The organism is Commensalibacter sp. Nvir, assembly GCF_963921845.1.
GTDB lineage: Bacteria > Pseudomonadota > Alphaproteobacteria > Acetobacterales > Acetobacteraceae > Commensalibacter.
Genome location: NZ_CAWUGZ010000060.1, coordinates 19,873 through 39,296, shown reverse-complemented (window position 1 = coordinate 39,296; position 19,424 = coordinate 19,873). Strand labels below are relative to the sequence as shown.

Annotated in this window: 23 protein-coding genes; 10 read left to right on the top strand and 13 right to left on the bottom strand. The window is 43.2% G+C overall.

All coding sequences use genetic code 11. From position 1 onward, the window contains the following. The 4 genes from AABE15_RS04500 to AABE15_RS04485 form a co-directional block, all read right to left on the bottom strand. Positions 1-218 (bottom strand): hypothetical protein (locus tag AABE15_RS04500; RefSeq protein ID WP_338330088.1); only part of this gene is annotated, 218 nt, incomplete at its 3' end. A gap of 92 nt (positions 219-310) precedes the next feature. Next, positions 311-532 (bottom strand): hypothetical protein, encoded by a 222-nt coding sequence (locus tag AABE15_RS04495; protein WP_338330087.1) that lies wholly within the window; start codon positions 530-532, stop codon positions 311-313. A 239-nt stretch (positions 533-771) separates the two neighbouring features. Beyond that, positions 772-1,257, bottom strand: a complete 486-nt coding sequence (locus tag AABE15_RS04490) for a hypothetical protein (protein ID WP_338330086.1) — start codon at positions 1,255-1,257, stop codon at positions 772-774. 5 nt (positions 1,258-1,262) lie between these two features. After that, complete coding sequence (locus tag AABE15_RS04485) at positions 1,263-2,654, bottom strand: hypothetical protein (protein ID WP_338330085.1); 1,392 nt, start codon at positions 2,652-2,654, stop codon at positions 1,263-1,265. A gap of 472 nt (positions 2,655-3,126) precedes the next feature. Between AABE15_RS04485 and AABE15_RS04480 the strand changes: the two genes are divergently transcribed. Next, the gene (locus tag AABE15_RS04480; protein WP_338330084.1) at positions 3,127-5,088 is read left to right on the top strand and encodes a restriction endonuclease; all 1,962 of its coding nucleotides are present in this window, start codon (positions 3,127-3,129) and stop codon (positions 5,086-5,088) included. Positions 5,089-5,166: 78 nt separating this feature from the next. Here the strand turns inward: AABE15_RS04480 and AABE15_RS04475 are convergent, their stop codons facing one another. Both AABE15_RS04475 and AABE15_RS04470 read right to left on the bottom strand, forming a co-directional pair. Further along, positions 5,167-5,847, bottom strand: a complete 681-nt coding sequence (locus AABE15_RS04475) for a DUF2612 domain-containing protein (RefSeq protein WP_338330083.1) — start codon at positions 5,845-5,847, stop codon at positions 5,167-5,169. 698 nt (positions 5,848-6,545) lie between these two features. Next, positions 6,546-7,811: a baseplate J/gp47 family protein gene (locus AABE15_RS04470; protein ID WP_338330082.1), complete on the bottom strand. Its 1,266-nt coding sequence runs from the start codon at positions 7,809-7,811 to the stop codon at positions 6,546-6,548. 109 nt (positions 7,812-7,920) lie between these two features. Here AABE15_RS04470 and AABE15_RS04465 point away from each other — a divergent pair, with 109 nt between their 5' ends. Continuing rightward, a complete protein-coding gene (locus tag AABE15_RS04465; protein ID WP_338330081.1) occupies positions 7,921-8,097 on the top strand; it encodes a hypothetical protein in 177 nt (58 codons plus the stop codon). A gap of 1,011 nt (positions 8,098-9,108) precedes the next feature. On the opposite strand, the gene AABE15_RS04460 is transcribed toward AABE15_RS04465, so the two are convergent. Beyond that, positions 9,109-9,459 carry a hypothetical protein gene (locus AABE15_RS04460; RefSeq protein ID WP_338330080.1) on the bottom strand — a complete coding sequence of 117 codons (351 nt, stop codon included), beginning with the start codon at positions 9,457-9,459 and terminating at the stop codon, positions 9,109-9,111. A gap of 54 nt (positions 9,460-9,513) precedes the next feature. On the opposite strand from AABE15_RS04460, the gene AABE15_RS04455 reads away from it, so the two are divergent. Continuing rightward, positions 9,514-9,654, top strand: a complete 141-nt coding sequence (locus tag AABE15_RS04455; RefSeq protein WP_338330079.1) for a hypothetical protein — start codon at positions 9,514-9,516, stop codon at positions 9,652-9,654. 588 nt (positions 9,655-10,242) lie between these two features. Here the strand turns inward: AABE15_RS04455 and AABE15_RS04450 are convergent. Then, positions 10,243-10,887, bottom strand: a complete 645-nt coding sequence (locus AABE15_RS04450) for a Gp138 family membrane-puncturing spike protein (RefSeq protein WP_338330078.1) — start codon at positions 10,885-10,887, stop codon at positions 10,243-10,245. 132 nt (positions 10,888-11,019) lie between these two features. Between AABE15_RS04450 and AABE15_RS04445 the strand changes: the two genes are divergently transcribed. Then, positions 11,020-11,304 carry a hypothetical protein gene (locus AABE15_RS04445; protein WP_338330077.1) on the top strand — a complete coding sequence of 95 codons (285 nt, stop codon included), beginning with the start codon at positions 11,020-11,022 and terminating at the stop codon, positions 11,302-11,304. 57 nt (positions 11,305-11,361) lie between these two features. Here AABE15_RS04445 and AABE15_RS04440 read toward each other — a convergent pair whose 3' ends face one another. The 4 genes from AABE15_RS04440 to AABE15_RS04425 form a co-directional block, all read right to left on the bottom strand. After that, a complete protein-coding gene (locus AABE15_RS04440; RefSeq protein ID WP_338330076.1) occupies positions 11,362-12,306 on the bottom strand; it encodes a baseplate hub protein in 945 nt (314 codons plus the stop codon). Beyond that, a complete protein-coding gene (locus AABE15_RS04435) occupies positions 12,303-12,617 on the bottom strand; it encodes a hypothetical protein (RefSeq protein ID WP_338330075.1) in 315 nt (104 codons plus the stop codon). Before AABE15_RS04435 ends, AABE15_RS04440 begins: the two co-directional genes overlap by 4 nt. Continuing rightward, complete coding sequence (locus tag AABE15_RS04430; RefSeq protein ID WP_338330074.1) at positions 12,617-13,336, bottom strand: hypothetical protein; 720 nt, start codon at positions 13,334-13,336, stop codon at positions 12,617-12,619. The genes AABE15_RS04435 and AABE15_RS04430 overlap by 1 nt, the downstream gene beginning before the upstream one ends. A gap of 128 nt (positions 13,337-13,464) precedes the next feature. Then, positions 13,465-13,596 carry a hypothetical protein gene (locus AABE15_RS04425; RefSeq protein WP_338330073.1) on the bottom strand — a complete coding sequence of 44 codons (132 nt, stop codon included), beginning with the start codon at positions 13,594-13,596 and terminating at the stop codon, positions 13,465-13,467. Between the two features lie 251 nt (positions 13,597-13,847). On the opposite strand from AABE15_RS04425, the gene AABE15_RS04420 reads away from it, so the two are divergent. The 4 genes from AABE15_RS04420 to AABE15_RS04405 all read left to right on the top strand — a co-directional run bounded on the left by AABE15_RS04420 (position 13,848) and on the right by AABE15_RS04405 (position 18,347). Next, positions 13,848-14,237, top strand: a complete 390-nt coding sequence (locus AABE15_RS04420) for a VOC family protein (protein WP_338330072.1) — start codon at positions 13,848-13,850, stop codon at positions 14,235-14,237. A gap of 373 nt (positions 14,238-14,610) precedes the next feature. After that, a complete protein-coding gene (locus AABE15_RS04415) occupies positions 14,611-15,075 on the top strand; it encodes a hypothetical protein (protein WP_338330071.1) in 465 nt (154 codons plus the stop codon). Positions 15,076-16,486: 1,411 nt separating this feature from the next. Further along, a complete protein-coding gene (locus tag AABE15_RS04410; protein WP_338330070.1) occupies positions 16,487-17,275 on the top strand; it encodes a hypothetical protein in 789 nt (262 codons plus the stop codon). Positions 17,276-17,636: 361 nt separating this feature from the next. Beyond that, on the top strand, positions 17,637-18,347 hold the full coding sequence (locus AABE15_RS04405) for a zinc ribbon domain-containing protein (protein WP_338330069.1): 711 nt from the start codon (positions 17,637-17,639) through the stop codon (positions 18,345-18,347). Here AABE15_RS04405 and AABE15_RS04400 read toward each other — a convergent pair. Next, on the bottom strand, positions 18,344-18,469 hold the full coding sequence (locus AABE15_RS04400) for a hypothetical protein (RefSeq protein ID WP_338330068.1): 126 nt from the start codon (positions 18,467-18,469) through the stop codon (positions 18,344-18,346). The genes AABE15_RS04405 and AABE15_RS04400 overlap by 4 nt on opposite strands. A 194-nt stretch (positions 18,470-18,663) precedes the next feature. On the opposite strand from AABE15_RS04400, the gene AABE15_RS04395 reads away from it, so the two are divergent. Together AABE15_RS04395 and AABE15_RS04390 are read left to right on the top strand one after the other, a co-directional pair. Further along, positions 18,664-18,801, top strand: coding sequence for a hypothetical protein (locus AABE15_RS04395; protein ID WP_338330067.1), 138 nt, complete (start codon positions 18,664-18,666; stop codon positions 18,799-18,801). A gap of 186 nt (positions 18,802-18,987) precedes the next feature. Then, on the top strand, positions 18,988-19,401 hold the full coding sequence (locus AABE15_RS04390; RefSeq protein ID WP_338330066.1) for a hypothetical protein: 414 nt from the start codon (positions 18,988-18,990) through the stop codon (positions 19,399-19,401). Positions 19,402-19,424 lie beyond the last annotated feature (23 nt).

The following is a 19,424-nucleotide window of genomic DNA, read 5'->3' as shown; positions in this document are numbered from 1 at the left end:
GTCTGCCCATTCACGTGAAAGGCATCAATCCCCACCTGTTCGTCCGAAGGCCACGCCGTGACATCCACAATGAAATCGTTAGGGGCCAAACGATTGGCTAGCGAAAATCGATAGGTAACCCGTTCTTGGGGGGATTTGCATTGCAGATGGATTTCGCGATGATCCAAACAGCCACCGGGAACGATAATAATTTGACTTCCTTGTGAATAACAAGACATGAGTGGTATTCCTTTGTGTCATAAAAAAAACCGCCCTTTGGGGACGGTTATGAAGAGGGGTTGTGAATGAGGTTTTAAACTAAGCCGTAGCATTAAGGGGTTTTGAGCGTTCCGCGCATCAATACGCCACCGTTCAGCCAAGGCGATCCATCGCCAGGGTCATGGGTGGGTAGCGTATCCATAACGGCTTGTAAGGATTGCTTCATGGCGGGGGGCGACAGGGTGCCCAGTTGATTGGCATCGCCACTGGCCAAACAAATGGCGCCGTTATTCAACCACAAGGACATTCCATCGGCTGGATCCGTTCGGGGCATCGCCTGCACCGCTTTTTTTGCAATAGTAGCAACGAGGCTTCGGGACTGAACTCTGCCAACGATGCTTGATACAAATCCGTATGGTCGTGATGCTGACGCAGAATAAACAGTTGATCGGTGGGTAAGATGATGTCGCTGTGTGCGATGGTGGCGACCTTATCGGAAGAGACTTCATAGGCGTCTTGATCTAAAGGTAACGCGCTGAGGCAGGGGATATCTTGGCAAGAATTGGGTTTCATTTACTTCACCATAACATGGCCTTGTGGGTTTAACAGATAAGCATGATTTAATTTCAACGCGTTCAAAGGAGGTTTATCTTTAGGAATGCAGGAGACGGGTTGCCACGATTGATAGGAATACACATGGGGCTGGGGTTGACCCGTGCCTTGCACCGAGACGATACCATCGTGCATAAATACCGAACCGAACGACGTTTTGGCAATAAACTGGAGATAATACGAAGCATTCTCTATCCCTCCACTGAGGAAAGCCGTAACGTAGGTCGCGTGGGCATATACGTGTTCAATCTTTAAATCCCTAGAGGACGACCGCACCGATCCTTTAACCATCGTTTCCCCTTGCTGCAATAAAGGGGAAAAATCAATCGTATAATCCAAGTAATCCGGTACGGATTTGGTAGGGAAACGGGTAACGCCTGTCTCCCTCCGCCGCATTGCCTTGCGGATGCGATGGGGACTGAGGCGGAATTGGGGTAAAATTTTCATGGGAGTTACTTGATTTCAATGTTGGGATTAATAAGTGCATAGCGCGGGCTGGGCGTTTGGATAATATCCAACCCATCGTACCAACTTTTCGAACTGGAGATAAATGTGCGTTGATTGGACTTCATCACCACGTAATCGGTTCCCGTCAGGGTATATTCTTCGGCATCGTTACCCACAAACAAAGAAAGGGTGGAAACATAACCGGCTAATTTCGCATCACCCGGACTATCGGTGAAAAAATTGGAATAGTCAAACGTATAGCTGCTATCATAGTTTCCAGCCCCCCCTAACAAAAAATGAACTCCCGTATGAGGGAGGCTATTAAAGATACATCCTATAAAATTATATTCCCCCCCATTGGCGCCCCATCCGGCCGTTAAGTTTAAATCCTCACGACTTAGTTCATCTACCCGATCAATAACAAATTCAACCCCAAAAAATTGTAACGAAAAATCTTTTTTGGTTCCATCGCATCCACAAAATTGCGTATACGTCGTCACCATCTCTGTACCGTTCCAAGTTTGAACATACATCCAGACCAGTGTGATTTTAGGGCGGCCCAAACCTATGCTACTTAAATAGGTATTGCTCAAACAAAACGCATTAGTCCCATCTCGAAATCTATTGGCCATATCTGTTTCGATAGAAAAATATTTATCATTTTTATCATAGGGTTGAAATTTTATTTTCCTCGATCCGATGTCCAAATACTCTCCATCGCTCTGACTAGACTTTCCATCGGGCGACCAATAATGATTGTCCAAACAATATAAATAAATCGTAATCGCCCCACTGCCAGGACTTTGCTCAATGGCTTTGGCAATGGAAAAGAAAGGTTTGTCCTTGCTGCCATCGCCGGTATCGTCACTGCCCAGAGAAGAAGAGACGTATTTTATGGTCGTGATAGTCGGCGATGCGGCTTGCAGTTTCCCGTCATCATCAAAATATAAAATGCTGCCACTTTGAACGGAGATCACGGGATAGCGCACCCAGTTTTGTTGCGGATTGGCGTTATTAATTTTTAAGCCATTGGGATCCACGGTGTTGCCATCTTGTAAATTCTGCCACAAAACCCACGGCTTGGTCGTATCACTGGATTGCACAATCGCCCCCACAGGATAGCCGCCCGTTTTATTGCATAAATCCTGGTCAAAAGTTCCCAAGCCCCCCGCTTGCATCCATTGAATGCTTTGCGTGATTTGATAGAGGATCCCATTATGGTCTTGTCCCCAAGGGGGAACGCCCCCCTTTAATACCGACGTCATGGTAATTTCAGGAAAGCCCGTTTGAATATCCGCCTTGCCATTGGCGATATCGCCACCACTGTCCGGCACGTCAAAGCGCTTGCCGTTTTCTGCCCATTTCGACAAAAAGGGAGTGGGTCTAGCTAAAGCCATAGTAATAATACCTCTCAAAATTAAGTCAGTTGAATAGTTAGGCTTGGATTAGCGTATTTTAGGCGTATTGCATTTGTAAGGGGGGTGTTACAGAGGATAAGCATGGGTCAAACGCATTACAATTTTAGGTTTATGCATAAACCTAAAAGGATGGCGTTAAGCTTGCCCATAATAGGGTATGCGAAAGAGTACAAAGCAAAGTTAAGGATTGCCTTACCAACGCATCGCAATAGCTTTTGAGAGATTTACTGAGATGAGTGTATTGAACGTAAGATTTTCTTTACATATCAATTGACTTAACGTTAAATTTTACTTTGAAATCGAAACTGTTTACGTACCACAAAGAGCAATAAAGCACCACGCTGGTGCAAAAAACACTTTTCTTTTTATCTATTTTCTTTATGCTCTTGAATATAAAAAATGCGTGCTTTATAGCGCCTTAGATTCTAGCATTACCTCATTTAAGTTAACAATGAAACGCTATTTAATTGTTTTTTTTAGTCTCGTTTTTTTAAGTTTTTCCCCTTATTGTTGGGCAGAGATACAGACGCTAAGCCATACTGGTATATGGCAAACCGTAGTGGATGATCAAAGCAACCAATTTACCCTCAGCGGTCATGAAAATAACGCGGCGTTGGCGCTTATACTGCGACCCAACGAAAGCGCTAGGCTTAACGTTGCGATTGAAAAAGAGGGGTATCTTATTGGTGATAATGCTCAAATAAATTTTTCTATCGACGACTATGCGTTAACGCTTAGCAAAGAAGATGTACAGAACGATCCGAATAAAGTTTCCTTCATTTACCCTTTAGAAGGCGACGAACTCAAGGCCTTTGTACACGCGTTAACGTCAAAGAAAGAGGGATCCATTGAATTTGATGAAACGCGGATCCCTCTTTCTTTAAAGGGGACTTCCCAATCCATTACTTCTATTTTGAATTATATCGATCTCCATCAACTGTCGGATTTTCCTGCACCCTTTAAAACATCTGTCCTCTCTGAGACACCTGCACCCTCCAAATCCCAGATTGACCCTACCCCTAATCCTCCTCAAAATCTTTTACAGGCTTCAGAACCTAAAGGTAATGAAACGCCGCACCATAAGGAAAACCTGCTTATGGGCAATATTCTCTTAATTCTTTTTGTTCTTTTTATTGTGCTTACTCCTTTTTATCGTATCGCCCATAAATATTATGAGAAAAAACGTCAAAAAAAACAGCAAAAATTGCAAAACCAATGGATGGAAGAGCAAATTATTACTGCTACCCATCTCTGTATGAATGAAATTGAAGCGCAATCGCATATTTTAACCTTAAAGCGAGCGGCGCTTTCTTATCAAGACGAATATGGAACGTGGTATCACACAAAATGGGTTCCAGAAATTGATAGATTTATCGATAGTAGAATAAAACCTTTATTAACAGCGCATGATTTCCTCCCCTTTTATGCTTCCCTTCATGATCTTATTTTAAAAAAAATTGAGGAAGTTACCTCGGATTACAATACGGTTGCACAAGACAATTTGGATAAGGCGAGGAACTGTTGTGAAGAAGACATCGAAAAAAATGCTTTGGCTTTATCCATTAAGCGATCGCAATTATCGTTTCAAGATGAGTATGGAACGTGGAATTGTGAAAAATGGCATAGTGAGCGGGAACGATTTCTTGAAAGTCGAATTCAGTTCGTTTTAAATGAACATAAACTTTCGCATTACTATTCTCTGTTAAAAGAATCCCTTATCCTTAAAATTGAGGAAGTTACCTCGGATTATAATACGGTTGCGCAAGACAATTTGGATAAGGCGAGGAACTGTTGTGAAGAAGACATTGAAAAAAATGCTCTGGCTTTATCCATCAAGCGGTCGCAATTATCGTTTCAAGATGAGTATGGAACGTGGAATTGTGAAAAATGGCATAATGAGCGGGAACGATTTCTTGAAAGTCGAATTCAGTTCGTTTTAAACGAACACAAACTTTCACATTACTATTCTCTGTTAAAAGAATCCCTTATCCTTAAAATTGAGGAAGTTACTTCGAGATCGAAATTTATCGAAAAATCACTTAACGACTCAGATCAGTATTCTCCTACCATGAAGCCTTATGATTATGAGCGATTTTGTGCTAAATTACTGCGTCAATGTGGTTGGGAAGCCATGGCTACGCAAGCGAGCGGCGATCAGGGTGCGGATGTGGTTGCCGTAAAGAATAGCATTCGTATGGTCATTCAATGCAAGCTATATAGCTCACCGGTCGGTAATTCTGCCGTGCAAGAAATAGTGGCGGCTCGATCGTTTTATGACGCTCAACATGCGTTGGTCGTATCCAATGCTACGTATACGAATGCTGCAACCCAGCTGGCTTTGACCAATAAGGTACATTTATTACATCATGATGCCTTACAAAATTTTGCCGATAGGCTGAGTGAAGCCTCCTAAACGGTTAAAAAATAGAGGCGTGTTCGTTGTATTCTTATAAATACATTCGGTTCTATCTGTATAGTAAACGGTATCGCATCACGCTATGTCCACAAACGTAACGTCCAACTCCACCCCTGCAGGGCGGAAAAGCATACCAGAGTTCATGATTAACGCCACTTCGTCGCTGTCGGGGATCCAATTGAGGACCAGCGTTAACGTCATATTGTGGTTATCGCGCACATAGACCTCATGATGTTTGGTCGTGTCCCCGAACAACAGCATTAAAATGGCGTTAAGGTCGCTTATGGTGTAATCACTGATGTTGGCATGGGCTTTGGTAAGAATAAGTTTCCTAAAATTAACATCATCAAAAGTAACTTCCCCTTTTAGCTCTTGCTCGTCGCGAAACATGCCCAAAGCGGTTCGCCGGTCCGTTGGATCGGTCAAGCCGTCATTGTATCCTGTGTCGTCGTGATACGGGCGTGCCAGCAGCAACGTTTCTTCGTTGAACCCCCAGAAAAAGCCCGTGAAGGTTTCCACCGTGCGGTTAACCCCCACGATAATGCCCCATATGTCCAGCCCATGGCTGTTAGCGGTGTCGATATTCCAGATATGATTATAAAAATCGGTAAAGAACCCACAAATTTTCATGGCTTGGCAAAAATGATCAATCGCACTTAATAAAACGGGAGAATTGGCGTATTGGGCAATCACCGTTTGCCGTGGATCCAGACATACCGGGGGGGCGTCTGGGTTCAAAATTGTGATTTCAACCATGAAATTTTTTCCAAAAAATAAAAATTGTGCTTGCCACTATGGGTACAGTTGCTGGCCCCCCCCCTATGCCAAGGGGCTTTAGGCTCAACAAACCGGTGTTTTTTCAACGTTTACAAAATGCAAAAGAGTATTCGCTCTTTTGGCCTTTAAGGCTGTACATGAAAATGTATTGTTCCTTGGATCGAGGAGGAATTGCTTTCCCCCCCTATTAAAACCTGACCGCACGTAACGTAAGGTGGGGCTATAAAAGGGACCGTCCTGTCGAGCTCTTTTTACGAAAACGTAACACCCGATAGGCGTTGGAAAAAGGAGTGCAAAAAATCTGTCAGAGGTTTATTCAGCCCTTTAAGTATCGCCCTTTCGTGACGGGATTACTCAAAAAATAGTTAAAATTCGACCAATAAACAATTATTATAAAAGAGTTTGAGTTTTACTATTGTTACAATGGGTCTCTTTTTGAACTCTAGTTTTATGAAATAAACGCAATGTTAGTCTGAAAACTATGTTTTCTCCCCTTCTATTTACGTTCGAATTTCAAAAAATAACGCATTTAAACCATAAGTATTTCACAATCTATCTTGTTATACAAGAAAGACGCCTTAAGCCTTAAAACCTGTGCGCCACTTCAAAGCGGTATCTTAATGTGTTTTATTGCCATAGCGTATGCAGTGTAGCCCTGGTATGCATTACGTAAAATCTTACCCTTGAAAAATTACCTGAATATCGTCTTGGGTTAAGGTTGGCATCTCGTTAATGCCCATGGTAAGGGAAGTGCTATCCCCTGTGGTTCTACCGATTTGAAGGCTGATGATGTTTGCCCATTTTCCTAGCGCTTGAATGGGTGCGTAAAAGCTGGATGCCAAGATCTGACTGGCAATTCGGGGTTTAACGGAACCATCTTCCCCCAAAAAGGCACGATACAACGCATTTTTAATTTGACTGCTGGCATCGCTGGGTAAAAATTGTGGTCGAGACATCACGACGTTAAATTTTATATTCACGCTTTGTGCATACGTATAGGTAATTTCATACACAGGGGGGGTGCTGTATAACCCACTGTCATCCACGATACGTACGGTCTGTTCACCATTCATATCGCAGCCAGGGGGTTTTTTGGCCCAAATGACTTTGGCGATGGCTTGCTGGTTGGCTTCACTGTCCAGAGCGGATACACAGACGTAGATGGAATTCGGCTTTAACGAGACTTGACCATACGACACCGTGGCAGCGCCGCTGTTATCCACCACATAGGCGTCTTGACAAACAGGATTGCTTTGGCTGTCCAACAGCGTTAACAGCCCGGACATAATACTGTCCACGCTGTTAACCGAATTTTTGGCCACAGAGGCACGTCGGCGTTGCTCAAATTGTTGTTGGCTTTCCAATGCCCGTCCCATAACCCCTGCATTGGGATTGTCCACTTGATCCCATCCCGCAATCAATTGAACCATTTTCAAGGAATGGGCTGGGCAAGCAATAGCCCCCAACTCTGTGCAGACAAAGGTAACGGAAATTGACCCTTGATCGCCAATGGTATAAGCCTGATCGGCTTGATAGTGATTGGAGGATTGATCTTGCACCAGGGTTCCTTTGGGAATGACCACCCCAACCCCACCGGTGCACACCCCCACCACTTCGGTAGCGGTGGCGGGTCTTCGCTCGATAAAGTAAATTCGACCAATCCCATCTTGCATACGCCCCAAGGCATAAGAGGGGTCAACTTGGTTGACGTAATACGCCAATAACCGATTGCGATCGGAAATCAATGCGGATAACGACGTCACCAATTGACCTTGCGGCGTAGAGAGTAAAAACTCTCCTTGTTCGTTGTAAAACGTCAGTTTATTTTGGAATGCGTTTTGAAAATCCTGAATCATCCCTTCAATAATGGCGCTTTCTTCAGGCAAAAGCAGACCGGTATCGGTCCACGTCACGTCGGGTATATTGGTCTTACTTGAAGACATTAAAAAAGTTCCTTTACAATAAAGCGCTATGTAATAACAATATGATTCATGGCGCAGAGCATCCAAGTTGCTTAGCCCATAAGGATATGATTCAAAAAATGGTTAATTCGTGCTGAAGCGTGCTGCATTTACCAAGGTGATGCCGAGCCATTTGCGCCATACAACATTACCCGTTCCTGAGGCCTTGCACTCATCACAGTTTAGAAATGCTTTTCGTAGGGCAATAAGAAATAAGGACGTGGTGATAGGTGAGGATTTTTGGATGCCTGCAGTATCGAATGCATAAATATGGGCGTATAATTTTACGAGGAGGTAGGGTCGCTTAATCCAAAACAAGAATTGATTTATTGCTGTTAATAGTCATTGAACAAGAATGAACCCATACAAAAGGGTATCAGCTACCGAAACGCCGTATTTTCATCCAGCCAAAAACTGGGTATAGAGTCAAACATTAAAACAACGTTCAAACGAAATAATGGCAAGCTTGATTAAGTTTGCCGTAAAAGTGCCTTAAGATTAAAAGGTCAATTTTTTTCTGATCAAATGAACCCCTTTGTGCAACAAAGAGTATGGTTTTAATTCAATCCAAGCACTTTAACACCTATATCGTATTAATCCCCAAATGCATCCCCTTAAGTCGTAACGCTGTGGGACGGGGTGTAAGCGACTTAATGTTTTACCTACACCTTTTAGATTAAAATTCAGATACCCCCCCTAAGTTTGGGTCAAACTACGCCTGGAAATTGAAACACTGAACCATTTGGAAATCTTTAAAAACCTACAAATCTTTCTAAACACCGGATGCCCCATTCTTTTAAAAGATTGAAGGTGAATAAAGAATTTTAAATGCACCCCCTTAAGTCGCAACGCTGTGGAACGGGGTGTAGGCGACTGAATGTTTTACCTACGCTTTTTAGATTAAAATTCAGATACCCCCCTAAGTTTGGGTGAAACTACGCCTGGAAATTGAAACACTGAACCATTTGAAAATCTTTAAAAACCATACAAATCTTTCTAAACACCGGATGCCCTATTCTTTTAAAAGATTGAAGGTGAATAAAGAATTTTAGGTGATCTGAGACCATTAAATTTTTACCTCTTGATGCGCTCAATTTCTGTAAGGGCATGGGTATCACCCCAAACGATTGCCGTTGAGCATTATGCCCTACGTCAATATACCCTAGGAATTGTTTGCAATGCATGATGAGAAAACCGGGTATCTTTACCGTGAACCCGCCCCTCCATCCAAAACGTACTTTAATCTTTTTTATCTCTAGCCAGCAAATACCTTTCAATCTTAAAATTGGACGTTCATCGTCGTGCCATCGTTGGTATAAAGAAAAAGATTGCCATGCAGTTGTCGTTGATCATCAATATACAGATCCATGTCGCAACTGCGTACACCGTAAACGTTTGAAGCACATGCCATCAAGGTCTGCTTGATAAAGGCATAATTGGGATCAACCCCCAAAATGGCTCCGAAATGCGGCGTTCCCTGCGATTCATCGTACCACCCTTCGGTTGCGAACAATTTGATCTCATTCGCCACCGTTTGCGCAATGGCATAGGCTTCAGATGGCGTAACGGCTAAATTTCCGCTGCCATCATCGGTCAAATCCCACGCTTCACTTAATAATAAATCGGTCATGATCCCCCTCGGTAAACATGTTCCTGTACAGAGTGTGCAAAGGAAACAAACGTATTGAATAGCAATCCCTTAAAAAGACATGTCCCAAACAGCAGTTTAAACCCTGCAATAGGCATCGCTGCTTGGATCGCTTGGATAAAACAAATATGGCGTGGATTACGCTGTAAACTTAAAACCCCACACACGACCGTATAGAGGTGAACCGCATACCGACCCTACATCAAAGCTTATAGAATTTTTTAACCTGCATTAAACATGCAGAATTTGCCCAACGGTAACGCCCTGCTATCCTTTACGCGAATAGAATTGGTGTCAGCTGAGTAAAATGGATCGCTCGACGATATGAATCAAACGCAATTTGAACGAAACCCATAGGATATGGGCCTATCCCAAAAGGACGCGTGGATTTTATGTATGCTTTATCCCAAGCAATTATAACGACGTGCCCAGTAAAAATTTTCCCTCAATATTATTTGGGTCCGCTATGCAACGAAATGTTGTGCGTCATCTGTGATGTATAAGCAAAAGACCCCCCATAAGGAATGGCCTTGATACGAAGCGCGTCGTGGTCTTACGCGTTGCACGGTTTGACGTGCCGCCCTTCATTGCTTAGTTTAAAAAACTAAAGACAAAGCAAAGCCTAAGCACATGTGGAAAACGTCCGCATACCGTCAGGTTTCCAATTTTATTTTTATAACGTAACACGCGTTTTATGCACAAGACGTTCATCGTCGTTTGTGTTTTTTAAAGATTATCAAAATGAAAAATTCTTTAAATTTTAGTTTACCCCTTCGGTGGGGTGGTATTTTCACGCTGATTTCCATTGCCATGCACGTGATCTTTAAACGAGATACCGCCAATGGTGGCGTTGCCACTGATGGTAACATCGCCTTGAATGGTAATTTTTCCTGTAATCTCGAGGGTATCGGCACGAACGCTCAACGTTCCAACGGTGGCAAGGGTTGCATCGTGACTGTTCGCCGTAAAATGTTGGCACTGAACGGTGATGGTCTCGTCTTCTATTTTTAGATAGGTTTTTGGATCTTCATAGAGCAATAAAGCCACATACACCGCATCCGAAATCGAGTATTGGCGATGGCTGGCGGGTAACGTGCTGTGCCTGACATTGGAAATATCCCTAGAACAAAAAACCGCCACCCCTTTATCCCCTATTTTGGGATCACAAATAATGCCATAGGCGCCTGCCTGTAATCGAAGGTAAGGCACGTTCGAGAGAATTCCATAGGGAACCGCTTGGGATGCATTGTCAAGCATCGCCAACAACGGCTTTAAACGAACCGTGTGCTGTTGGGTATCCACCCCGACAACTTCAACGGGCATTGCGGTATTCAGTTGATTGATCTGGCTGGTTATAATGGTCAAAAGCTCGTTTTCTTGCGTATTGACGCTGGTCGGGGTAAGTGCCATAGAAAGGGTCCTTTTTGAAGGAAATAGACTTCAGTTACCGCTTGTATCGTCATTTTTGCCATTAACGCAGCGGTTGCGCAAATGTTGATAGAACGTTGAAAACAGAAAAGACCTTATTGATTTTGTTTGCCTATGTTTGGACAAGACAAACGAGGTTCTTGGGGGGATTTACCCCAAGTGTTGTACAGGATTAGGATATCAAACGGATCGTCGCCACAAACTCAGTGTGTTGGGTGGGTAATCCTTGAGGATTGTAACGCTAGAGAATCCAACGATACGCGATGGGTTACTTATCCTCGCCATTCCCCCCCTTACGATCCCATGCGCGATGCAAAACGTTTCAAACCATCCCGCGTTATGAAATCGTTGCTACCGCTTGCTTTTTCTTTCTACGCCGCAAGTCCTATAAGACTATAGCGTTTTATTCCTGCACCCCTAGCGCCATAAAAGAATGCGTTAAGGTTCTGGCGCTGTTTAACGGGTAACTTGCAGTTCTGTAAACCATTGGTCCCTTGATTGGGTGGTGGAAAGATGATGGGTTAAAGAAATCATCTGTGTCCATACTCCATTGGCAAGGGAAGTGCTATCCTGAATGGAAATGGGCTGTCCAAAACGCAAAGAAGGGTTAAACAACGTCTTGAGGTGCAGCCCTTGACTGGAATAGTCTGGATCACCGATTAAGCCACTTTTTGGAGAAAGCTTTAAGGGCTCTAATCCTGAGGCAGTGGCGTTCCAAGGTCGCATGTATAGAAACCCGTCTTGCAAGTGATAGGTAAAATTGGCATCGTGGGCGCATCGATCCAGTTGGCTTTTGATATCCCCATAATAATGCGGGTTCGTCAATGAATGGGTAACCCCGTGGTTGACCACGTGTTCAAGCTCAGCGGTACCCAATTCAGGATCGGAGCTAAATTTTTGTTTAAAATTCGAGACCATCGTGCGAACAATTTGTTCAGCCGTTACCGTCCCCGAGAACGACACGGCAGGACTGCCGACGAGGTTAAATCCAGCCAAGGGCTTTGCCTCAATCACCGTTATAATGTCTGGGACATGATGGTAATCGGTATAGGTGGTTACCAAAGGGGCAGAAAACACCCGGCTGTAACTTACCCGATCGTTTTTTCCCTGTGAACGTTTGGCAGACACGCGCACCCAATATCTTTTTTTGGGCACCGTTTGGTTGTATTGACCAAACGAAGCCAGGCGATGCCGGTATTGTTCGGCGATGTTAAAAATGGATGCGTGGAGCACCGGATAGCTTTTCCCCCCGGCATATTGAATGGTCATGCGCGCGTCGAGCCCATGAAACTCAATGGGCGGATCGGATTGATTTTCTTGAAAAAAACTAAAGTGAAGTAAATTTTTTTGAAAAAATCCCACGTTCTTGCTACCGACAAAGGGCGCGGGCAGCGTGCTCATAACCCTACCTCTTGCTCGTCATCACTGAGGTAATATAAAAGAAAACGTTGGTTAAGGCCTAAATAGTAAGGATTCATGGTTCCTTGTTGATCGGCAAACATCAGTTCCCCAGGAAACCGTTTATAAGCTGAGCGGATAAGACGGACGCGATCCAAACATAGGATACCCATAATTCCTTCGTTTTCATTTTTATACACATCCAGCATCATGCCCACGTCTCCACGATCGACAAGACGAAACCGATACGAATCTTCGCTGAGATGCAACGAAAACACTTGGGCATCCAAAGGATTGAGTGGAATGATCTGCATTACGTTTTCCTTGCGGTTTGTTCTTGCAAACTGGTGACGGATTTGGGTTGCAATACCCCGCTGTCTTGGCTGTCCCCATGTTGGGCTTTCATATTATTCCAAGCCTGCGCTTGGCTGAGGTGTAAGACTTCCTGAACGGTCAGCTGAACTTGATTTAATTGTAGGCCCGATTGCGTGCTCCGGTTAAGGCTCATGCCCATGATTTTGACGTTTTCCTTATGCATTTCTGGGGTAACCAACACAAAACGTTGCAACGATTGTATCGCTTGATGAACGGCACGTTCAAAATAGGATCGCTGTTTTTCCGTACCGGTGGATACATAGGTGACTTGGCCTTGCCAAGGATTGTCCTCTTGATTGAACGAAAAGGATTTTCCATGTTGAACGGGGGCTTGGGTCAAACTAACGGTGTGGGAGTAATTTAATGCAATCACCCCTACCTCGGCACTGGATTGCCCCAAACCCATCAAGGTTTGACTGTCTACTTTGACCTTCCCCGCCAAAGGGTTAAGTTCTTTGTTCCCAATTTTGATGGAATCATTAAGCCCGTTAATGTTGGAATCAAAATCCACCAACCCTTCGTAAAAAGGTTTCCCCGACTGGGTAAACAATCCAAAACGTGCGTTACGATTGATACCATCGGTAATTAATTTCCAACCCATGGATTCCAATTTACTGACCCCTAAGTTGGCAAACCCTATTGTTATTTTTCCAGCCATGACGCCCTCTGTTCAAGCCATTAAAGAATGCAGAAAAAGTAAGCCCTTAATCCAAAATACGTTTCATTTTATCCCTTAGGATATAAACCAAAAACGGTCGTGTACTGCCCCCTTGGTGGCACATGCCGTTAATGATTTCGGCTATACCGTCTTGCGATTAAACGAGGAATAAAGCGAGCCTCGACTGTCCCTCCAACATGTGTAACGATACGCATCCCATCCACACAAATTTCATGCGATTGGGGCAGACGAAAGCCCACTCGTTAAACCATAAAGAAAACGGAAAATGGGCAGCATGGCACTTGATTTCGTTGCTAGGGAACTTCGCTGCAAGACACAGGTGAAGATTACGCTCAAAGATCCCCTCTGCCTGGGGGTTCAAATCAAACGCCATTTAATCACTATCTGGAACGATTTCTAAAAAGTGAAAACAAGACAATAGACACGCTGAATATTTAGCGATAGGCTTAAACAAAGTGTAGCGTATGTATCAACAACGAGAGGAATTACGATGTTTAGTCATGTTGCTGTCGGTTCTGATGATCTTGCAAAATCAAAGCGCTTTTATGATGCCCTTTTTGAAATTATAGGGTGTGATAAAACCATTATCGATTTAAACCAGCGGTTAATGTATTGGAAAAATGGGCAATTTTTATTGGTGACCAAACCCGTTAACGGTAAACCTACCGCGCCTGGAAATGGAAATACGCTGGGTTTTGCGTTAAACAGCAAAGAGGACGTCGACCGTTGGTTCAAGGCCGGCAAAGAAACAGGCGGCACACCGATCGAGGATCCCCCGGGCATACGCGATCCCGAGGGGTTAAAACGCTATGTTGCCTATTTAAGGGATCCTTTCGGGACAAAATTATGCGGTTTTCATCTGATAAAGAAACCGGTCTAATTCTTTTCTAAAAAGAATTGACGTTTTATACGCACGAGAGTTCAAACCAAAACGTCAATTTTTCATTTTATTATTTTATTCAAGCCATTTCATTGTTAAGCGTTCTTCATTTATAGGGATTCCTATCTTTACACCGTCGTCAACGTGAAGTGAACGGTTTAAATAATACAGATGAACCGTTTATACCTTATTCCATCCCTACGGGATTGTCTGACGTTATGAAACCTGAGTTCGCGGTTACGCCCTAGCGTCAAGACGTCACACAAGGCAATGGATACCCTCTTTAAAAGCCCTTACCCCCTTATTTTTAGATGCAACGCCAGCAACCGAATTTTTTAATTTTTTTCTTAATGCAGCCCAAAAGGATAAGCTTATGAAATTTGTTTTACCCGCATCCTTATGCGCATTAAGTGTTTACCCTATGATTTCCTATGCAAAAACGGAACCTATCGCACATTATGCCGGCCAATGCAGCCCAGAGTCTCGCATTACGCTGGATGGGAAAACGATCAATGTTAATTGTAAAAGCGTCTCCATCACCGTACAAAATGACCACATGGTCTTGTTTTATCACGGTTTGAATGAAAGCATTGGCTTCACGTTCAAGCGTTTAACCGCCACCAATTTGCTGGGTCAACCCTTACCCATTGCCCCGGTTGAACAAGTGTTGATCAACCATAGCGCTATGGCTGTTGATAAAGGGCAATGCGTCTTTGACGCCAAAGCCGATACCTGCACCTATGGCACGTGTTTGATACAACCCCTAGCCTCTAGTTGCAGCGCCACCACCAAAGGAAAACCACCCCTAAACGTCAGTATTTTTTTTCATACGGAATAAAAATGAATACAATCGCTCTCACTCCTTCGGGCATAACTGTAAAGAAAACCATAACGAACCAAAGGCTTTTTAGGGTCAATGAGAACGTTCGAAAATTTTAAGCTATACCCTGTTATTTAAGCATCCCGTAACACTGCTTGGCCACCCGCCCGTTGTACAGTTCAATCTTTTTCATAGATACCAAAGAACATTGAATGAACTTCAACGTCTTTCAAGTATAAACTTAGGCAAACCCTCGCCTTTTATAAGACTCTGATTATCCAACCCCCGGAACCTTATGCATTCTATTGTGTCGTCAACGATATTCTTTTTGTAAAGTCCCGAGATTTTGGGTGTGCTTTAATGCACACGTGGGCTCAATTTGAAAGCTCTTTTATAGTTACAAGTGAAGGGTTTAATTAAATCTGAGTGTTAGGGCAGGTTTTACGTCCTTTATATTAAAGACAAGAGTGGCGTGCCCAGGTAGATTTTTAGCAATCATGAACGGTTAATGCATTTGTGTAAGACCATAGTAAAACGATTGCGTCTTGAAATTACATGTTCAAATTTTCAATCGCAATTTAATGAACGGATCTAAAAAATTTTCTGAACTGTAACAAAATAAAACTTAAGAGTAATCCAGATCGATGTTAAAAAGAGAATAGTCGTAAAAGCTTACCCTTTTTGGTGTCACGCGTTTCAAGATGACTTTACAACCCTTAGGGGGATCGAATTTTTGCAACGATGAACGGTTAAATAGCCTATATGAAGTCAGTAACCCTAAGTTACAAAGATACAATACACATCCATTATTTAATACCCAATCAATGGTTTGTATTACTCCAGCATCAGACGATTAATCCATCGCTACCGTTTCTTTTTTAAACCGTAACATACAATCCTTTGCTTACTTTATTGTGTTCCTGGCAGCCCACAACAACCCTCGCTGAGTAAAATCGATTAGGCTTTGCACAGTGTTAGCATGGACTGAACGCGTCCATTGGTCTGAGAATGAATTGGTATTTCACTCATTCCTCTTGAGTTCATGTAACGATTTTTTTTAAACAATAACATACATCCCTTTGCTTATTTTATTGTGTGCCTGGCAGCCCACAACAATCCTCGCTTAGTAAAATGGATTAGGCTTTGCACAGTGTTAAGCATGGACTGGACACGTCCATTGGTATGAGAATGAATTGGTATTTCACTCATTCCTCGTGAGTTCATGTAACGTTTTTGTTTGTTGATTTACCGAGAATCACGTGACAACATAAAAACGGTTGAGTTAACCCTCACTGACTTTTAACTTTTAATTTCATGCTTAAATACTTCTTATTTTGCAATAATATTCAATTTTAGAGCGTTTCGCCAATTCACAACCTAAAGCGTTATTTTTGCTTCAAAGCATTACCAGTTCAAACGAGTACACACCATGTCCCCATCTTCGATAATCTTAATTTCATTTATATTTGCGCTCATTATGATCGTGTCAACCCTAATCGCGAGCTATTTTACCACGCAACGCAAAGGCTATAGTTCCTGGTGGATTTTACTAAACCTTCTAACCCCTTTTACCTTCATCGTTCTTCAATTCTTAGCTAATAAAAAGCAAGAGCATGATAAATCAAACCCATTTGTCTCATCTGAAAAACATAGGGTAGCGCAGGTTAAAATCTGTCCCCATTGTGGCAATTCTCTCCCTACAATACCAAAAAAACGTTTCAGGCTTTTTTTTGAACGGATGGTACTGGTTATTTTCGCCTTTTACTTGCTGTGGTGTGTGTATATTACTTTTATACTTATACATCATTATGATGCGCAACTTATATCTTCAACCCCAGCCACATCATCCGATACAAACCAAGGCACAGCGTCAACCCAAGCCGTCGCATCCGATACAAACCAAGGCGCAGCGTCAACCCAGACCACATCATCCGATGCAGTGGACAACCCTTCTATCCCGGCGTGTGATAGTGAGCGAGGCAAAGCACTTTTAATGCAAAAATTTGCCCAATCGCCTATGGCTCAGGCTAAAAAATTAACCCTTGTGGATCTAAATAATATCATCACGGTTATATCCTCTGACACACTTGAAAGTTGCGGGGCTCGTGCGACTTATAGCGATCAGAGCACCCATATATGGGGGTACTCGTTTTCGACAATTAATGGTCGGCTTCATGTTTTCTTTATGATGCTTTCCGATAAAACCGCAGAAAATTAAACGTATTGTCGATATGAACCCTTTTAAAGGCAAAATGTTGAGTTGTTTTTTCTCTTCCCCCTACCCACGTTCCTATCGTTTTTGTGTTTTACTCGTGAAACCACCCCGTTAACCAACGTGTTGCCCCTGTCAAATTTACAAAGGATCAATCCAAAAAAAACATGGTTTTTAACGTCTGGATTAAAGATTTTTATAAAAGTAGGTTGTATGCAGCCGTTCTTTGATCCGCATGACGATCCACAAAGGATACGGTTGATCCAACTCATAGTGCTGTTTTTGATGGTTGCAATTAACCGAACATGCAAGCGCCCGAGGCAATAATGGGTTAAGAAACGATCCTCTTTAAAGAAAGCGTGGTTTTATGTCTGCAAGAATTGTTATGATGGCTCTCCTAGGCTGGCTCTGCCCGATGCACGCCTTTGCGCAGTCCGCTTCACCCCATAACGCATCGAATGGTGATCTGATGCTCCTCCTTATGTTTGCCATAGTGTGCTTTGGATCTACGTTTGCCGCGTACTTGATGGCCAAGCGTAAAGGGCTTTCCATGCGTTGGGTTCTTGCAACTTTTCTATTTTGTTTTGCTTTGTTAATTATGGCCTTTTGGCCTAATGAAAATGCAAAACAGTTGGTATCTTGTCCACTGTGTCACCGACCGATGTCATCGCAGGCAAAGTATTGCCCCTCGTGTGGCCATCCCAACGCAGCATACCCCTCATCGGGATTGTATTGGCTGGGGCGAACGATTGAAAGCATCATGCTGGTCGCTCTTGTGGGTATGCTGGCGTTGATTGCGTTTGCACGTCCTATGATGCATTACCTGACGGCTTTACCCACGTGCAGCAGTGCCCAAGGACAAAAATCCCTCAAAGACCTAATGGATCACCACATCGATTCCTCGCACCAAGGCTTGACCGTAATCGACCTCGATGCCATTGAAAATCTCGCTCATACACCCACTCAGGTGTCGTGCAAAGCCGTCGCTTTTTTTAGTGATGGAACAAAACATGACGTAACCTATCAATTTTATCGCGAACAAAACAAAAAATTTATCCACTACGAAATGGAAAATTAAACAAAACGCTGGTAACATCGTGTTGCAACGCCACTTCTGCGATGCTGAGTTAAGCCCAAAAAATTACCTGTATTTTTAGCAAAAGGCTTAGAAAGGGGTTGCTTGGGAGGAAGCGCTGGCATTTATTACGTTTGAACCCATTTTATATTCTAGTGTAAAACGTTTCTTTCAGGGGTAAGTGATAAAAAAAGTGCCGCTAACTGCAACAGGGTCATGAATGTATGGTCGCTTCACTGTTCAGTAACATGGCTTTTTCGTGATAATCCAAAAATTCACGAACAGTTTGCAGAAAGATCGAACAAGGTGGCAATGAACGGTGCGTTCTTATCAAAATATGGAGCGTTTAGCTTTTGCTCGTATCTTCCTTTACACCCCTAGAATATGGAGCAAAAAATTTGCTAAACCGAGGGAAAACGTTACACTGTATGGCTCGGCACCCTCTCTCGTGCTTTAGAGAAGAACAAAAACGTAGTACCCTTCTGAAGAAATGCGCTTACGTTCTGTGGTTTTATTGCGATGTTCTTTGCATAAGAACCCAGACGAAGCCAACCTGTATGTATACATAGGATACGTAAGACTGTCTCTTCAACGACAAGAATTTTCCTTATAGGCTAACGTAAACAAAGCGGGAGTTCAGGCTATGAAATGGTGGATAATTTGCCTTATTGGTTGCCTCATGACGTTTTCCCATGCGTGGGCAGTCGATACGGCCTGCACCGTCCAAGCGCTACACGCTAATTTTCCTGAAGGCGCGGATTATATCCGCATCCCTAAGGGGCAGATTGTTGAAAACATTGATGACTTCATCACGATTAAATCCACCAAGCACGAAGAAATCTGCCAACGTAGAGGGTTTTGTTTTCCCTATCGCCTTACCGTATGGGATGGCCCCACCAAAACCCGAACCCCCCATGTGCCTGCCTATCGCTTTTTAAATTGTGTGATAGGCAAACGAGTGTATCACGATAAAACGCTTGTGATCTATACGTTCGATAAGATCCCTGAAACCTATGGGATACATTCGTTGCCTTTCAAGAGATACTTGATGCATTAAAACCCCAATGAGGACGATCTTTC

Bases quoted from the DNA above. Each gene is read 5' to 3' on its own strand.
- AABE15_RS04495 (WP_338330087.1), bottom strand. From the start codon at position 532: ATGCCCCGAACGGATCCAGCCGATGGAATGTCCTTGTGGTTGAATAAC.
- AABE15_RS04490 (WP_338330086.1), bottom strand. From the start codon at position 1,257: ATGAAAATTTTACCCCAATTCCGCCTCAGTCCCCATCGCATCCGCAAG.
- AABE15_RS04485 (WP_338330085.1), bottom strand. From the start codon at position 2,654: ATGGCTTTAGCTAGACCCACTCCCTTTTTGTCGAAATGGGCAGAAAAC.
- AABE15_RS04480 (WP_338330084.1), top strand. From the start codon at position 3,127: ATGAAACGCTATTTAATTGTTTTTTTTAGTCTCGTTTTTTTAAGTTTT.
- AABE15_RS04475 (WP_338330083.1), bottom strand. From the start codon at position 5,847: ATGGTTGAAATCACAATTTTGAACCCAGACGCCCCCCCGGTATGTCTG.
- AABE15_RS04470 (WP_338330082.1), bottom strand. From the start codon at position 7,811: ATGTCTTCAAGTAAGACCAATATACCCGACGTGACGTGGACCGATACC.
- AABE15_RS04460 (WP_338330080.1), bottom strand. From the start codon at position 9,459: ATGACCGATTTATTATTAAGTGAAGCGTGGGATTTGACCGATGATGGC.
- AABE15_RS04450 (WP_338330078.1), bottom strand. From the start codon at position 10,887: ATGGCACTTACCCCGACCAGCGTCAATACGCAAGAAAACGAGCTTTTG.
- AABE15_RS04445 (WP_338330077.1), top strand. From the start codon at position 11,020: ATGTTTGGACAAGACAAACGAGGTTCTTGGGGGGATTTACCCCAAGTG.
- AABE15_RS04440 (WP_338330076.1), bottom strand. From the start codon at position 12,306: ATGAGCACGCTGCCCGCGCCCTTTGTCGGTAGCAAGAACGTGGGATTT.
- AABE15_RS04435 (WP_338330075.1), bottom strand. From the start codon at position 12,617: ATGCAGATCATTCCACTCAATCCTTTGGATGCCCAAGTGTTTTCGTTG.
- AABE15_RS04430 (WP_338330074.1), bottom strand. From the start codon at position 13,336: ATGGCTGGAAAAATAACAATAGGGTTTGCCAACTTAGGGGTCAGTAAA.
- AABE15_RS04420 (WP_338330072.1), top strand. From the start codon at position 13,848: ATGTTTAGTCATGTTGCTGTCGGTTCTGATGATCTTGCAAAATCAAAG.
- AABE15_RS04415 (WP_338330071.1), top strand. From the start codon at position 14,611: ATGAAATTTGTTTTACCCGCATCCTTATGCGCATTAAGTGTTTACCCT.
- AABE15_RS04410 (WP_338330070.1), top strand. From the start codon at position 16,487: ATGTCCCCATCTTCGATAATCTTAATTTCATTTATATTTGCGCTCATT.
- AABE15_RS04405 (WP_338330069.1), top strand. From the start codon at position 17,637: ATGTCTGCAAGAATTGTTATGATGGCTCTCCTAGGCTGGCTCTGCCCG.
- AABE15_RS04400 (WP_338330068.1), bottom strand. From the start codon at position 18,469: ATGCCAGCGCTTCCTCCCAAGCAACCCCTTTCTAAGCCTTTTGCTAAA.
- AABE15_RS04390 (WP_338330066.1), top strand. From the start codon at position 18,988: ATGAAATGGTGGATAATTTGCCTTATTGGTTGCCTCATGACGTTTTCC.